Origin of the sequence: Reyranella sp. (genome assembly GCF_030651995.1) — a bacterium.
GTDB lineage: Bacteria > Pseudomonadota > Alphaproteobacteria > Reyranellales > Reyranellaceae > Reyranella.
The window spans coordinates 1-14,954 of record NZ_JAUSBN010000080.1 but is presented as its reverse complement, the minus strand read 5'-3'; the positions used below and the strand labels follow the sequence as shown (position 1 = coordinate 14,954).

Below are 14,954 nucleotides of genomic sequence, written 5' to 3'. Positions count from 1 at the left end.
GCCCCACGAAGGCGCCTTCGCCTTGAAGGGCCCATGAGCGACACCGCACACACATTCACGGGAAGCATCGAAGGGGCCGCGACGCGTGCGCGCGTGCGCGACTACATCGACCTGCTGAAGCCGCGTGTCATGTCGCTGGTGGTCTTCACCGGGTGGATCGGCGTGTTGATCGCACCGGTGCATCTCCACCCGTTCAAGACGGCGCTGGCGGTTCTGGCGATCGCCCTGGGCTCGGGCGCGGCCGGCGCCATCAACATGTGGTACGAGCGTGACCTTGACGCGCTGATGGTCCGCACGCGCAACCGCCCGCTGCCGGCCGGTCGCGTGGCGCCGGACGATGCGCTGGGCCTCGGCGTTCTGCTGTCGATGTTCTCGGTCCTGCTGATGGCGGTATCGACGAACCTCGTGGCGGCCGCGCTGCTGGCGGCGGCGATCCTGTTCTACGTCTTCGTCTACACGATCTGGCTGAAGCGCCGGACGCCGCAGAACATCGTGATCGGCGGTGCCGCCGGCGCCTTTCCGCCGATGATCGGCTGGGCCGCCGCGACCGGCGACGTGTCCGCCGTCGGGATCGCGCTCTTCCTGCTGGTCTTCTTCTGGACCCCACCGCATTTCTGGGCGCTCGCGCTGTACCGTAGCGAGGATTATCGCCGCGCCGGCGTGCCGATGCTGCCGGTGGTGGCGGGGCCGCGCGAGACCAAGCGGCAGATGGTGATCTACACGCTGCTGCTCCTGCCGGTCGCCCTGGCGCCGACGCTGCTGGGCGCGGTCGGCTGGGTCTATGGTGCGGTTGCCCTGGCGCTCAGCCTGGGCTTCATCGGGCACGCGATCGCCGTCTGGCGAACCGCGGACGACGAAACGGCCTTCGGCGCCGCCCGCAGGATGTTCCGCTATTCGCTGATCTATCTGGCCGCTGTATTCGCGGCTTTGCCGGTCGATCTCGTCGTGAGCCGGATCGCGGGATGAGCGCGGCCATGGCACAGGACCGTCGACCGGGCGATACCGAGATGCACCGCCGCCAGCGCGGCAAGAACCTGTTCATCGCGGGTTTTCTGGTCGTGCTCGTGATCCTGTTCTTTGCTCTTACGATCGTGCGCATGGGAGGCTACGGATGACGGATGACACGCCCGACACCGCCGCCAGGAACAAGCGGCTGGCGCGACGGCTTTTCCTCATGACGGCGGGCATGGGCGGTTTCGCCTATGCCTCGGTGCCGCTTTACGACCTGTTCTGCCGAACCACCGGGTTCGGCGGCACGCCGGTCGTGGCGCAGGAAGGCGACCGGCCGATGCTCGACCGCACGGTCAAGGTCCGCTTCGATTCCAACGTCGACACGTCCCTGCCGTGGCGTTTCCAGCCACTGCAGCGCGAGGTCACGGTCCGTCTGGGTGAGGAGTGTCTCGCCCACTACCGCGTGACCAACCTTTCGCAGCGCCCGGCTGTCGGGACGTCGACCTACAACGTCACCCCTGAGTCGGCCGGCGGGTGGTTCAACAAGATCCAGTGCTTCTGCTTCACGGAGCAGTTGCTGCTCCCCGGGCAGTCCGTGGACATGCCCGTGATCTTCTTCGTCGATCCCGAGTTGGACAAGGATCGGCGCTACGACAACATCCGGACCATCACGCTTTCGTACACATTCTTCGAGGCGAAGACGGAACGGGCCAGGACCTTGCTGGGCGGATTGCCCGGCAGCGATATCGGAAAGGGTGGATGAACATGGCCGGCGGTACTCCGAAGCATCCCTATCATCTGGTCGACCCCAGCCCGTGGCCGGCCCTGGGTTCGTTGGCGGCCCTCGTGCTGGCGCTCGGCTTCGGCTTCGCGCTGCATCCGGACATGATGGGCCAGGGCATCGGCAACGTCATGAAGGCCGTGCACTGGTGGGGGCTGGCTCCCGGCCTGCTGCTGGTAGTGGGCGTCATGTACTGGTGGTGGTCCGACGTCATCGCCGAGTCGCGCGTCTATCACACGGCAGTGGTCCAGCTCGGGCTGCGCTACGGCATGATCCTGTTCATCGCCTCGGAAGTGCTGTTCTTCGCGGCCTTCTTCTGGGCGTTCTTCGACGCCGCGCTCTATCCGGGCGCGCCGAACATGCCGGTCCGTGCGGAGGCGACCGGCGGCATCTGGCCTCCCAAGGGCATCAGCATCATCGCGCCGTTCGACCTGCCGTTGATGAACACGCTGATCCTGCTGCTGTCGGGCACCACCTGCACCTGGGCCCACCACGCGATCATCGAGGGCAACCAGAAGGACGCCGTCCGCGGCCTGCTGTGCACCGTCCTTCTCGGTATGATCTTCACGGGCGTCCAGGCCTACGAGTACATCTACGCGCCGTTCACGTTCAGCCAGGACATCTATACGTCGACCTTCTTCATGGCGACGGGCTTCCACGGCTTCCACGTGCTCGTCGGGACCATCTTCCTGATCGTCTGCCTGATCCGCGCCGCGAAGGGCCAGTTCAAGCCCAAGCAGCATTTCGGCTTCGAGGCCGCTGCGTGGTACTGGCACTTCGTCGACGTGGTCTGGCTGTTCCTGTTCTTCTGCATCTACTGGTGGGGCGCCGGCAAGGCGCCGATCGCCCTGCACTGACGCAGTCTTACAGGCTATCTTGGAACCGCCGGGTGCTCCCCGGCGGTTCGTCTTTGGGAGACCACCCCGTGTCCGACTGGCCCCGGCAATCGCCCTTCGACGTCGCCCTGCGCGGCGCCTGCCCCCGTTGCGGCAAGGGACGGCTCTTCGCCGGCCTGCTGAACGTGGTCGACCGCTGCTCCTCCTGCGGCCTCGACCTGCGCGGCAACGATGCCGGCGACGGGCCGGCGGTGTTCGTCATCCTGGGACTCGGCGCCATCATCATGATGCTCGTCTTCTGGGTCGAGTTCCGCTACGAGCCGCCGTGGTGGGTGCACGTAGCGATCTGGCTGCCGCTCACCTTCGCGCTGGCCGTCTGGATGTTGCGCTTCCTAAAGGCCCTGCTGGTCGCCCAGCAGTTCGTCCATCGCACCACCGAACTCGACGAGTAGAGGAGACACCATGATCCGGCTGAGGCCCGCTCTCTGGCCCACGCTCGTCTCGCTGCCCATCCTGGTCCTCTCGCTGAGCCTGGGGATCTGGCAGATGGAGCGTCGCGAGTGGAAGCGCGACATCATCGATCGCATCGCCGCGAATCAGGCGGCGCCGCCGATGACGCTCGACAAGCTGCTGAGCGGCGTTCCACTGCGCCACGAATACGGGCGTGTGAAGGTTTCCGGTACCTTCGAGCATGGGCACGAGTTCTTCCTGGCGGCGCGGAGCCTGAAGAACAAGGTCGGCCTGCAGGTCATCGTGCCACTCAAGACCGATGACGGTCGCGTGGTCCTGTTCGATCGCGGCTGGGTGCCCGATCGCAAGGCCGCGACGCAGGCGGCGGCGCAGCCGTCGGGGCGGGTCGAGCTGACCGGCCTCGTTCGCCGGTCCCAGACCAGGGCGCGCTTCGCGCCGGAGAACGTCCCGGAGAAGAACTTCTGGTTCCAGGCCGACGTGCCGCTGATGCGCAAGATGGCGGGGGCGCCGTCGGATCCCAAGCTCGACACCTTCTTCCTCGAGTCCGACGCCACGCCCAATCCGGGTGGCATACCGGTGGGCGGCCAGACCCGGCTCGAGATTCCCAACGACCATCTCCAGTACGCCATCACCTGGTTCCTGATCGCTCTCGCGCTGGCCGGCGTCTATCTCGCCTATCACTGGGAGAACGGCCGGCTGGAGATCAACGGTCGCAGGAAGACGCAGTGATCGCCACCGATCCCTATGCCGAGCTGGAACATCGCTTCGCGCGGCTGAGCGATATCGGTCGCGCGACGGCCATCCTGAACTGGGATCGTTCGACCATGATGCCGGACGGCGCCAGCGGCGATCGCGCCGACCAGCTGGCGACCCTGGGCGTCATCGCCCACGAGATCATCTCCGCGCCCGAGATGCCCGATCTTCTGTCGCGCGCCGAGGAGGGCCGCGCCTCGCTCGATCCCTGGCAGGCGGCCAACCTGCGCGAGATGCGCCGTTCTTGGGTGCACGAGAGCGCGCTGCCTTCCGACCTCGTCGAGGCGCGCACGCGGGCCTGCTCGGCCTGCGAGCTGGCCTGGCGCTCGGCCAGGAAGAATGCCGACTTCAAGTCGCTGCTGCCGACGCTCACCGAGGTGCTGACGATCATGCGCCGGGTGGGCGAGGCCAAGGCCGCCGCGCTGGGCACCTCGCTCTACGATGCCTTGCTCGACGAGTTCGAACCCGGCGGACGCTCGGCGCGCATCGACGCGTTGTTCGCCGAGCTGCGCGGCTTCCTGCCCGACCTGCTGGGCCACGTGCTGGAGCGTCAGAAGAGCGAGCCCGATCCGTTACCGCTCAAGGGTCCGTTTCCCGTCGAGGCGCAGCGCCGGCTGGGCGAGGAACTGATCCGCCGGATCGGCTTCGACTTCCATCACGGCAGGCTCGACGTGTCGGCGCATCCGTTTACCGGCGGGACGGCCGACGATGTGCGCATCACCACGCGCTACGACGAGGCGGATTTCGAGCGCTCGCTGATGGGGGTGCTGCACGAAACCGGACACGGCCTCTATGAAGCCGGCCTGCCCAAGGCCTGGCGCCGCCAGCCGGTCGGCAATGCGCGCGGCATGACCCTGCACGAGAGCCAGTCCCTGCTGATGGAGATGCAGGCCTGTCGCAGCGACGCCTTTCTCGAGTTTGCCGCCCCGCGCATGCGCGCCGCCTTCGGCAAGGAGGGGCCGGCCTGGACCGAGGAGAACATCCATCGGCTCTACACGCGCGTGGCGCCGGGCTTGATCCGCGTCGATGCCGACGAAGTCACCTATCCGTTGCACATCATGCTGCGCTATCGGCTGGAGCGGGCGATGCTGGCGGGCGACCTCGCGTTGCCCGACCTGCCCGGCGCCTGGAACGACGGCATGCGGGACTTGTTGGGAATCGTACCACCCGACGACTCGCTGGGCTGCCTGCAGGACATCCATTGGCCGGATGGTGGCTGGGGTTATTTCCCGACCTACACGCTGGGCGCGCTGGCCGCGGCCCAGCTCTTCGCCGCCGCCCGCCGTGCCCATCCCGGCCTGATGGACGCCATCGGGCAGGGCGATTTCGCCCCGCTGCTGGGTTGGCTGCGCGCCAATGTCCACGGCAAGGGCTCGATTGCGACGACCGACGAGATCCTGACCGAGGCCACCGGGGCGCCGCTCAGCGCCGCCGCCTTCAAAGCCCATCTGGAAAGCCGCTACCTGCAGGCGTAAGAGGGACCCATGCTCGACCTCCGTCCTAACTGCGAATGCTGCGACAAGGACCTGCCCAACGGCGCGTCCGACGCCCTGATCTGCACCTTCGAGTGCACTTTCTGCGCCGACTGCGCGCAAACCCGCCTGGGCGGCCATTGCCCGAACTGCGGCGGCGATCTGGTCAAGCGGCCCACCCGCCCGGAGAGGGCGCTGGCCAAGTTCCCGGCCTCCACGAAACGGGTTCGCAAGGACCATGAGGCCTGTCGGCAGGTCGCCTAGCCGGAGAAATCCTTTGCGTTACATCAGCACCCGCCACGGCTCGCAGGGCAATCCCGCGCCGCTCGGCTTCGAGGACATCATGCTGGCGGGCCTTGCCCGCGACGGCGGCCTCTACCTGCCCGCCGAATGGCCGCAGTTCTCGAATGCCGAGATCGCGGCCCTGAAGGGCCTCGGCTACGCCGAGCTGGCTTTCCGCATCATGCGCCCGTTCGTGGGCGACGCCTTCGACGAGGCGACCTTCCACCGCCTGATCGGCGAGGCCTATGCCTCGTTCGAGACGCCGGAGGTCGCGCCGCTGAAGCCGCTCGGCGACTCCGGCCTGCACCTGCTCGAGCTGTTCCACGGTCCGACGCTCGCTTTCAAGGACGTGGCGCTGCAGCTGCTCGGCCGCATGCTCGACCAGACGCTGACGGCGCGCGGCCAGCACGCCACCATCGTCGGCGCCACCTCGGGCGACACCGGCTCGGCCGCCATCGAGGCGGTGCGGGACCGCAAGACCATCGACATCTTCATGCTGTTCCCGCACGGCCGCGTGAGCGAGGTCCAGCGCCGGCAGATGACGACGGTGCTGGCGCCCAACGTGCACAACATCGCCGTCCAGGGCACGTTCGACGACTGCCAGGATCTCGCCAAGGCCTGCTTCAACGATCTGGCGTTCCGCGACCGGCACGCGCTGACGGCGGTGAATTCGATCAACTTCGCCCGCGTGATGGCGCAGATCGTCTACTATTTCTGGGCGGCGCTGAAGCTGGGTGCCCCCGAGCGCCCGGTGGCGTTCAGCGTGCCCAGCGGCAATTTCGGCAATGTCTATGCAGGCTATGCCGCGAAGCAGATGGGCCTGCCGATCTCGCACTTCGTGGTCGGCGCCAACAGCAATGACATCCTGGCGCGCTTCTTTGAGAGCGGCACGATGACGACCTCCGAGGTCGTGCCGACCCTGAGCCCCAGCATGGACATCCAGATCTCGAGCAACTTCGAGCGCCTGCTGTTCGACCTCTACGAACGTGACGGCGTCGCCCTGGCCGACGCCATGACGGCCTTCCGCAGCACCGGCACCTTGAAGGTCGGCGGCAACGTGCTGGCGGGCGTGCGGCAGCTCTTCGACGCGGGCCGGCTGGACGATGCCGGGACGCTGGCCGCCATGAAGGAGTGCCTGGCGCGCTACGGCGAGACGATCGATCCGCACACCGCGGTGGGCTATGCGCTGGCCCAGCAGCACCGCCGCGATCCCGCCATTCCCATGGTCGTTCTGGCGACGGCGCATCCCGCCAAGTTCCCCGACGCCGTCGAGAAGGCGACCGGCCGGCGGCCGCGTCTGCCGGAGCGGCTCGCCGACCTGCTGGACCGCGCCGAGCGCGCCGACGGAATGCCGAACGACATTGCGGCCCTAAAATCCATGATCGACGAACGCCAGGAGATGGCCGCCACGCCCGCGGCCAGGAGCAAGGTGCGCACGTGAGCGAAGTGAAGGTTACGACACTGGGCAACGGCCTGCGGGTCGCCGTCGACCCGATGCCCGAGGTGGAATCGGCGTCGCTCGGCATCTGGGTCGGCTGCGGCACTCGCCACGAGACCGCGGAGCTGAACGGCATGGCCCACATGCTGGAGCACATGGCGTTCAAGGGCACCCGCACCCGCAGCGCCCGCGCCATCGCCGAGGAGATTGAGAATGTCGGTGGCAGCCTGAACGCCTACACCGGCCGCGAGATCACCGCCTATCACGCCTCGGTCCTCAAGGAGGACGTGGCGCTGGGCGTCGAGATGATCTCCGACATTCTGCGCAACTCGGTGTTCGATCCCGACGAGCTGCAGCGCGAGCGTGGCGTCATCCTGCAGGAGATCGGCCAGGCACTCGACACGCCCGACGACCTGATCTTCGACCAGTTCCAGGAGACTGCGCTGCCCGGCCAGCCGCTCGGCCGGCCGGTACTCGGCACCGCCACGTCGGTCGAGGCGATCGGCCGCGACGATCTCTTCGCCTACCTCGCCCGCCACTACACGGCTTCCAACATGGTCCTGTCGGCGGCCGGCCGGGTCGAGCACGACCAGATCGTCGATCTCGCCGAGAAGCATTTCGGCTCGGTTCCGCGTACGCCCGCCAATGCCGAGCGGCCGGTGCCGCTCGCCTATGTCGGCGGCGACGGTCGCGAGCAGAGGGTGCTCGAGCAGGCGCATCTCGTGCTGGGCTGCGAGGGAATCGGCTACCGCGACCCGGACTATTTCGCGCTGGCGATCTATTCGACCCTGTTCGGCGGCGGCATGTCCTCGCGCCTGTTCCAGCGCATCCGCGAGGAGCGGGGGCTGGTCTATGGCATCCACTGCTTCAACACGGCCTACGCCGATGGCGGCCTGTTCGGCATCTATGCCGGCACCGGCGAGGACGATCTGTCCGAGCTGGTACCCGCGGTGTGCGAGGAATTCGTCACCGTGGCCGATACGCTGAACGAGCAGGAACTCGTCCGCGCCCGGAACCAGATCAAGGCCGGCACGCTGATGGCGCTGGAATCCAGCGGCGCGCGCTGTGAACAGGCGGCGCGGCACCTGATCGTTCACGGCCGCACCATTCCCTATGCCGAGATCGTGGCGCGTATCGAAGCGGTCGACCAGGACGCCGTCCGTCGCGTCGCTCGTCGCCTGCTGAAGGGCGAACTCACGCTCGCCGCCCTGGGGCCCATCGACGGCCTGGAATCGCTCGACAAGATCGCCGGCCGCCTCGCGGCGTAAGAGAGCGCGCGCTACCAATAATCCTCATCCTGAGAGCTTGTCAGCGTATTGGGCAAGCTCTCGGGGTGAGGTGGTGCTTTGCTCAGGCCGCCTTCGGCAGTTCGGTTTGTGCCGTGCGCGGAGGGACGCCGATCGCGGCGCGTTCGATGGCGGTCTTAATCTCGGCGCTGCGGCGGACCACATTGTAGCGCAGGCCGGTGTAGAGATTCATCGGGAACGGCATCGGCGCGTTGAAGTCGATGATCAGCACGACCCGCGTCTCGTCGGTCTGGTTCTTCACCCAATGCTCGCGCGTGTCGTCGAAGACCAGCGGCTCGCCTTCCTTCCAGAAGAAATGGTGGCCGCCGATCTCGATCCAGCACTTCTCGGGCTCCTTCGGCACGATCAGCGGGTAATGGAAGCGGATGATGCCGGCGGCGGATCCCCGGTGCGGCTCGATCTCGGCGCGGCCGGCGAGGATGCTGAACAGGGCCGTGTGGACGCCGGGGATTTTCGCGATCGCAGCCATCGTGTCCGGCACCGCTGCGGCATTCTCCGGAACGTCATGGCCCCACAGCTTCAGCAGGAAGGTGCGCCAGGCGCGGCCCGGCACGTAGAGGTCGCGCGGGTGGACCTCGTGAAGGGCAGGAATCTCTTCATGATGGTTGAGCAGATACTCGAGGTCGGCCTTGATCTTGGCGTGGCTCTTCTTGAGCTCACCCAGGACCGGGAAGACCTTCATCGCGTCCTCGCCACCCAGCGGCAGCTTCGGCATGTTCCGCAGGATCATGTCCGAAAGCTTGAGGTTGAAATCCTCCAGCGGCTGCTGGGGAAGCCAGATGTGCTTGGTCAGATAGAATCTGCCCTTTTCGCCGACACTGGGTTTGCTAGCCGTTTCCATGGCCGATGTGCCTCGAGGACTTGCGATGGAGGGATGTAATACGCCCGTTTGGCCGAATGGCGGCAGCTCTTCCGGCGACCCGGTACGTGGCGGACCGTCTCAATTTCCTACGTCGAACCCCGGAAAACATGCAAGAATTCCGACGAACCACGAGTATAGCCCAAGATGTTCCGCTTTGCCGACGTCCCGTTGTCGCTGTCAGGGATGACCCGGATTACCGGGAAGCGCGTGTTTCTGCGCGCGCCGAGCTTGGACGACTGGCCGGAATGGGCCGAATTGCGCGCCCGCAGCCGGGCCTTCCTGACCCCGTGGGAGCCCACCTGGCCCGAGGATTCTCTGGCCCGCGACCATTTCCGGCGTCGGCTGCGGCAGCAGATCAAGGAATGGCGGGCGGGCGAGGCCTTCGGCCTCTTCGTTTTCACCAATGAAGGCCGCCGGCTGGTCGGCGGAATCAACCTCAGCAACGTCCGTCGCGGCGTCGCCCAGGCCGCGTCCGTCGGCTACTGGATGGGCCAGCCCTATGCCGGCCAGGGCCTGATGACCGACGGTCTGCGCGCCACCCTGCCGTTCGTGTTCGACGACCTGCGGCTACACCGGCTCGAGGCCGCCTGCCTGCCGCACAACGAACCCTCCAAGGCCGTGCTGACCAAGGTCGGTTTTCACGAGGAGGGGCTGGCCCGGCAGTATCTGCGCATCAACGGCCAGTGGGCCGACCATCTGCTTTTTGCGCTGCTGCGGGCCGACTACGACGCGCTCCTGCGGGCGCCGCGGTAACGGGCCGAGGCCCCGACCCCAGGAAGGCTTCCGTGCGCAACCTCACCCCGACCTCGATCACCCAGGCCTTCGCCGACTATGCGCGCAACGCCCCGTCCGCGCGGGCGCGGACGCTGCTGGTCTCGCTGGCCGGCCACCTGCACAGTTTCGTGCGCGAGAACAAGGTCACGCAGGCGGAGTGGGGCGCCGCCATCGACGCCCTCACACGCGCGACGCAGTTCACCGACGACAAGCGCAACGAATACATCCTGTTCTCCGACCTGCTCGGCGTGTCGTCGCTCGTGGACATGGTGAACGCCGCCGGCAGCGGAACGCCGTCGTCCGTGCTCGGCCCGTTCCACATCGAGGGAGCGCCCGAGCTGCCGAATGGCGGCGATCTGTGGCGCGGCCAGATGGGCGACCCGCTCGTCGTGAGCGGTCGCGTCGTCGATGGAAAGGGCGCGCCGGCAAGAGGGGCCGTGCTGGCGATTTGGCAGAATGCGGGCAATGGCCTCTATGCCCAGCAGGACGCCGCGCAATCGCCGACCAACTATCACGCGCGCCTCGCCGTGGCGGACGACGGCACCTTCGCCTTCACCACCGTGCGGCCGGTCTCCTACAAGGTGCCGGACGACGGCCCGGCCGGCGACATGCTGCGCGTCCTGGGGCGCGACGCCTGGCGGCCTGCCCATCTGCACATGATCATCCAGGCGCCCGGCCATCCGCCGCTGATCACCGAATTCTTCCCCGAGGATGACGCGCATCTCGATGGCGATGCGGTGTTCGGCGTGCGCGCCGGCCTCGTCCTGCCGTTCGCCAAGGTCACCGACCGCGCCACGCTGCCTGCCAGCCTCGCCGCGCGCGACACGCTGCCCTTGCCGGTCTGGGCCACGCGTCTCGACCTGACCCTTCCGGCGGGTTGATGCCGCTCGTTCGGGTCCGCAACGTCTCCAGGGTCTTCGCGAACGGCGTCCAGGCGCTGGGCGGCGCCTCGCTCGACATCGAGGCCGGCGAGTTCCTGAGCGTGCTTGGCCCCTCGGGATGTGGAAAATCGACCCTGCTGCGCCTGATCGCCGGCCTCGCCGAGCCGAGCGCCGGCACGATCGAGTGGCCGCTGGGCAGGCCGGACCTGGGCTTCGTCTTCCAGGAGCCGACCCTGATGCCGTGGACGACGGCGCTGGCGAACGTGGCCCTGCCGCTCAAGCTGCGCGGGCTGGCGCGTTCGGAACGCGAGGCGCGCGCGGCCGAAGCGCTGGCGGGTGTGGGACTCGAAGGCTTCGAGAAGAGCTATCCGCGCGAATTGTCCGGTGGCATGAAGATGCGCGTCTCGATCGCGCGCGCGCTCGTCACCGCGCCCAAGCTGCTGCTGATGGACGAACCCTTCGCAGCGCTCGACGAGATCACGCGGCGCAGACTGAACACCGACCTGCTGGAACTGTGGCAGCGCACGCATTTCACCGCCGTGTTCGTGACCCACTCGGTGTTCGAATCGGTGTTCCTGTCGCAGCGCATCGTGGTGATGAGCGCGCGTCCCGGCCGGGTGCGCTCCGAACTCACCATCCCGGCGCCCTATCCGCGCAGCGAGACCTTCGGCACCTCCGCCGACTACGCTGCGCTGTGCCGCCTCACCTCGGCGCAGCTTTCCGAGGCGATGGCGGCATGAGCGCCCCTTTTTCAGAGCACGACCTCATGCTGAGGAGCCGGGCGCAGCCCGGCGTCTCGAAGCATGTGCTACGAACGCTTCGCCTGATCTCATCCTTCGAGACGCGACGCTGCGCGTCGCTCCTCAGGATGAGGCTGGGAATGATCCCATGAGCGCCCGCATCGTCGCTCCGGTCCTGATGGGGATCTTCATGCTGGCCCTGTGGGAGGGCCTCGTCCGCGCGATGGAGATCCCGCCCTACATCCTGCCGGGACCGTTCCTCGTGGCGAAGACGCTGGTGTCGGACTGGGGCACGCTGTGGCCGGCGCTGGTGGTCACGCTCACGATCACCCTGCAGGCGCTGCTGGCCGCGGTGCTGGTCGGCGTGCTGCTGGCGCTGCTGTTCTCGCTGTCGCGCTGGATCGAACTGTCGCTCTTTCCCTACGCCATCATCCTTCAGGTGACGCCGATCGTGGCCATCGCGCCGCTGATCATCGCCTGGGTCGATGACGTCAATGTCTCGCTGCTGATCTGTGCCTGGCTGGTGGCCTTCTTCCCGATCCTGTCGAACACGGTGCTGGGGCTGCGCTCGGTCGACCGCAACCTGCTCGACCTGTTCGGACTTTATGGCGCGAGCCGCTGGCGCACGCTGCTCGACCTGCGCCTGCCGGCGGCGCTGCCGTACTTCCTGGGGGGCCTGCGCATCTCGGGTGGGCTAGCGTTGATCGGCGCCGTGGTGGCCGAGTTCGTGGCCGGCTCGGGCGGCCGCGAGTCAGGCCTCGCCTATCGCATTCTCGAATCGGGCTACCAGCTCAAGATCCCGCGCATGTTCGCGGCCCTGGTGCTCATCTCGGCGGCGGGCATCGCGATATACCTGTTGCTGTCCCTGGTCTCGCACCTGCTGCTGCGCCGCTGGCACGAAAGCGCGCTGAAGGAGGAGTGAGTCGAGATCAGCGCAGCGCTGCCCTGCCGAGGAAGTACGACGCCGTCGCCACGCCCGCCGCCAGCAGGAGATAGCCCGCCTCATAGACGCCGGTGATGGCCAACACGCTGCGGAAGAGGAGCGGCGACAGGAGTGCGCCGCAGAACACGAAGAGCTGGGTCGCGCCGGTGAATTCCGCGGCCCGTCCCGGCGGTGCCCGCGAGGCGCTTTCGGCGATGAACACGCCGTTCCAGCCGACGGCGGTGCCGCCCAGGATCGTGCAGACGATATAGACGGCGCTGGTGGGCCAGGCGGGCGTCGAGAAGGCCATCACGGTCGCGGCCATCGCGATGATGGCGCCGATGCCCGCCAGCACCGCCGACGGCCTTCGCAGCAGGTCGGCGAGCGCGCCCCAGAAGACGCGGCCGAAGGCGCCGGCGAGGGTTGCCGCCGACAGAAGCGCGCCGGCCAGCACGTAGGACATCTGCAGGCCATCGACGGCATAGACGACGGTGAAGTTCACGACGATCGCCTGCGTGGCCGAGAACAGCATGCCGATGAAGCACATCGGTCGCAGGATCGGGTCGCGCCAGGCGAGCTGCAGCGGCTCGAAGATCTCCGTCAGCGTGGGCAGGCGCGCTGAGCCACCGCTGCGCTCGTCGTCGTACAGGGCGCGCAAGGGCTGCATGGCAACGGCCGCGGCGATCGAGAGGAGGCCGACCGAGGCCGCGGCCCAGCGCCATCCGAAATCGAGGGCGAGGGTCGGCAGCACGGCGCCGCAGATCGCGAAGCCGACGGGCACGCCGCTCTGCTTCAGTGAGAAGGTGACGTTTGCGAGGCGCGGCGGCGACACGCGCGCCAGGATGTGCGAGCTGGCGATGGTGAGGGGGCCCGAGCCCAGCCCGACGATGAAGGCCGAGAGGGCGGCCATCGCGATGCCGCCCGTCGCGAAGACGAAGGAGCCCAGCGCCGCGATGGTGAGCCCGGTCTGGATGAAGCGGATCGGTCCCAGCCGGCGGGTGAGCGGGCCGCCGCCCACGGTCGAGATCATCGCCGCGAGATAGACGATCGACACATAGTAGGCGATGTCGGCCGCGGCGACGCCGAACTCGGCGGCGGCGGCCGGCGCCAGCACCGACGCCTGGTTGAAGACCATCGTCGAGATGACCTGGATCAGGGTCAGCGAGGCGAGGGCGACGAGATAGCGACGAAGGTCGGTCGGCGCGGCGGGCATGCGCCGGAACTATAGCGACCGGATTCCGGCGGGCGAGAAAACTCTCGGCGAGACACGGTCAGGCGAAACTGCCGAGGCTCGAATTGCTACCGACCGCTGCGCCGCGCCGGCTTGCCGCCTCCGCCCGAACCGGTGCGCACGCCGCGGAAGACCCGGGAATGCTGCATCTTGCCGAGATGGACGCCGACATTGGCGCTGGCGGCCTGGCCCGGCAGCTCGAGCTCATGAGCCTCCAGGCGGCGGATCTCGTCGCGCAGGCGGCCGGCTTCCTCGAATTCGAGGTCGGCGGCGGCGGCGCGCATCCGCTTTTCGAGCTCGGCGATGTGGGTGCGCAGATTGTGCCCGACCAGATGCACGTCGCCCGACACGCCGGTGTCGACCGTGTAGTGGTCGCGCTCGGCGGTCGACTGCAGGATCTCGGCGATGTTGCGCTTCACCGAGGCCGGCGTGATGCCGTGCTCCTTGTTGTAAGCGGTCTGCTTGGCGCGGCGACGATCGGTCTCCGAAATGGCGTACTTGATCGAGTCCGTCATCCTGTCGGCATAGAGGATGACCCGGCCCTCGACGTTGCGCGCGGCGCGGCCGATCGTCTGCACCAGCGAGGTCGGCGAGCGCAGGAAGCCTTCCTTGTCGGCATCGAGGATGGCGACCAGGGCGCACTCGGGGATGTCGAGGCCCTCGCGCAGCAGGTTGATGCCGACCAGCACGTCGAAGGCGCCGAGCCTGAGGTCGCGGATGATCTCGATGCGCTCCAGCGTGTCGATGTCGGAATGCAGGTAGCGACAGCGTATGCCGGACTCGTGCATGTACTCGACCAGATCCTCGGCCATGCGCTTGGTGAGCACGGTGACCAGCACGCGCTGGCCCTTCTTCGCGCAGTCCTTGCACTCGCCGATCAGGTCGTCGACCTGCTTCTCGACCGGCCGGATGAGGACCGTCGGGTCGATCAGTCCGGTTGGACGGATCACCTGCTCGATGAAGGCGCCCTGGGTACGTTCCATCTCCCAGTCGCCCGGGGTGGCGCTGACATAGGTCGTCTGCGGCCGCAGCGCGTCCCACTCCTCGAACTTGAGTGGCCGGTTGTCGATCGCCGAGGGCAGGCGGAAGCCGAATTCGGCCAGCACGCTCTTGCGGTTGAAGTCGCCGCGGAACATGCCGCCGATCTGCGGCACCGTGACGTGGCTCTCGTCGCAGATCAGCAGCGAATTCTTGGGGAAATACTCGAACAGCGTGGGCGGCGGCTCGCCCGGCTTGCGGCCGGTGAGATAGCG

General features: G+C 67.6%; 17 protein-coding genes. 14 read left to right on the top strand and 3 right to left on the bottom strand.

Going from position 1 to position 14,954, the window contains the following annotated elements; translation table 11 throughout:
- The first annotated feature begins 33 nt into the window (after window positions 1-33).
- The 10 genes from Q7V45_RS24840 (at window position 34) to Q7V45_RS24795 (ending at window position 8,252) form a co-directional block, all read left to right on the top strand.
- Window positions 34-966 carry a heme o synthase gene (locus Q7V45_RS24840; protein ID WP_304857027.1) on the top strand — a complete coding sequence of 311 codons (933 nt, stop codon included), beginning with the start codon at window positions 34-36 and terminating at the stop codon, window positions 964-966.
- 8 nt (window positions 967-974) lie between these two features.
- Window positions 975-1,115: a hypothetical protein gene (locus Q7V45_RS24835; RefSeq protein WP_304857026.1), complete on the top strand. Its 141-nt coding sequence runs from the start codon at window positions 975-977 to the stop codon at window positions 1,113-1,115.
- Complete coding sequence (locus Q7V45_RS24830; protein ID WP_304857024.1) at window positions 1,112-1,714, top strand: cytochrome c oxidase assembly protein; 603 nt, start codon at window positions 1,112-1,114, stop codon at window positions 1,712-1,714. The genes Q7V45_RS24835 and Q7V45_RS24830 overlap by 4 nt, the downstream gene beginning before the upstream one ends.
- 2 nt (window positions 1,715-1,716) lie before the next feature.
- Entirely contained in the window at window positions 1,717-2,589 is an 873-nt protein-coding gene (locus Q7V45_RS24825; protein ID WP_304857022.1) for a cytochrome c oxidase subunit 3, read from the top strand.
- A 68-nt stretch (window positions 2,590-2,657) separates the two neighbouring features.
- Complete coding sequence (locus tag Q7V45_RS24820) at window positions 2,658-3,020, top strand: DUF983 domain-containing protein (protein WP_304857021.1); 363 nt, start codon at window positions 2,658-2,660, stop codon at window positions 3,018-3,020.
- 10 nt (window positions 3,021-3,030) lie between these two features.
- Window positions 3,031-3,768, top strand: coding sequence for an SURF1 family protein (locus tag Q7V45_RS24815; RefSeq protein ID WP_304857020.1), 738 nt, complete (start codon window positions 3,031-3,033; stop codon window positions 3,766-3,768).
- Window positions 3,765-5,267 (top strand): carboxypeptidase M32, encoded by a 1,503-nt coding sequence (locus Q7V45_RS24810; RefSeq protein WP_304857018.1) that lies wholly within the window; start codon window positions 3,765-3,767, stop codon window positions 5,265-5,267. Before Q7V45_RS24815 ends, Q7V45_RS24810 begins: the two co-directional genes overlap by 4 nt.
- Window positions 5,268-5,276: 9 nt before the next feature.
- Window positions 5,277-5,528 carry a DUF1272 domain-containing protein gene (locus Q7V45_RS24805; protein WP_304857017.1) on the top strand — a complete coding sequence of 84 codons (252 nt, stop codon included), beginning with the start codon at window positions 5,277-5,279 and terminating at the stop codon, window positions 5,526-5,528.
- Between the two features lie 13 nt (window positions 5,529-5,541).
- Complete coding sequence (gene thrC / locus Q7V45_RS24800; protein ID WP_304857016.1) at window positions 5,542-6,987, top strand: threonine synthase; 1,446 nt, start codon at window positions 5,542-5,544, stop codon at window positions 6,985-6,987.
- On the top strand, window positions 6,984-8,252 hold the full coding sequence (locus Q7V45_RS24795) for a pitrilysin family protein (RefSeq protein ID WP_304857015.1): 1,269 nt from the start codon (window positions 6,984-6,986) through the stop codon (window positions 8,250-8,252). The genes thrC and Q7V45_RS24795 overlap by 4 nt, the downstream gene beginning before the upstream one ends.
- 82 nt (window positions 8,253-8,334) lie before the next feature.
- On the opposite strand, the gene Q7V45_RS24790 is transcribed toward Q7V45_RS24795, so the two are convergent.
- Window positions 8,335-9,132, bottom strand: coding sequence for an aspartyl/asparaginyl beta-hydroxylase domain-containing protein (locus Q7V45_RS24790; RefSeq protein ID WP_304857014.1), 798 nt, complete (start codon window positions 9,130-9,132; stop codon window positions 8,335-8,337).
- 165 nt (window positions 9,133-9,297) lie between these two features.
- Here Q7V45_RS24790 and Q7V45_RS24785 point away from each other — a divergent pair, with 165 nt between their 5' ends.
- From Q7V45_RS24785 to Q7V45_RS24770, 4 genes are all read left to right on the top strand, one after another.
- Window positions 9,298-9,906, top strand: coding sequence for a GNAT family N-acetyltransferase (locus Q7V45_RS24785; RefSeq protein ID WP_304857013.1), 609 nt, complete (start codon window positions 9,298-9,300; stop codon window positions 9,904-9,906).
- A gap of 32 nt (window positions 9,907-9,938) precedes the next feature.
- On the top strand, window positions 9,939-10,808 hold the full coding sequence (locus tag Q7V45_RS24780; protein ID WP_304857012.1) for a dioxygenase: 870 nt from the start codon (window positions 9,939-9,941) through the stop codon (window positions 10,806-10,808).
- Window positions 10,808-11,548, top strand: coding sequence for an ABC transporter ATP-binding protein (locus tag Q7V45_RS24775; protein ID WP_304857011.1), 741 nt, complete (start codon window positions 10,808-10,810; stop codon window positions 11,546-11,548). Before Q7V45_RS24780 ends, Q7V45_RS24775 begins: the two co-directional genes overlap by 1 nt.
- Window positions 11,549-11,696: 148 nt before the next feature.
- Entirely contained in the window at window positions 11,697-12,470 is a 774-nt protein-coding gene (locus Q7V45_RS24770) for an ABC transporter permease (protein WP_370692656.1), read from the top strand.
- A 7-nt stretch (window positions 12,471-12,477) separates the two neighbouring features.
- Here Q7V45_RS24770 and Q7V45_RS24765 read toward each other — a convergent pair whose 3' ends face one another.
- Window positions 12,478-13,683 (bottom strand): MFS transporter, encoded by a 1,206-nt coding sequence (locus Q7V45_RS24765; protein ID WP_304857010.1) that lies wholly within the window; start codon window positions 13,681-13,683, stop codon window positions 12,478-12,480.
- Window positions 13,684-13,769: 86 nt separating this feature from the next.
- Window positions 13,770-14,954: helicase-related protein (locus Q7V45_RS24760; RefSeq protein ID WP_304857008.1), on the bottom strand; the 1,185-nt coding region annotated here is incomplete at its 5' end.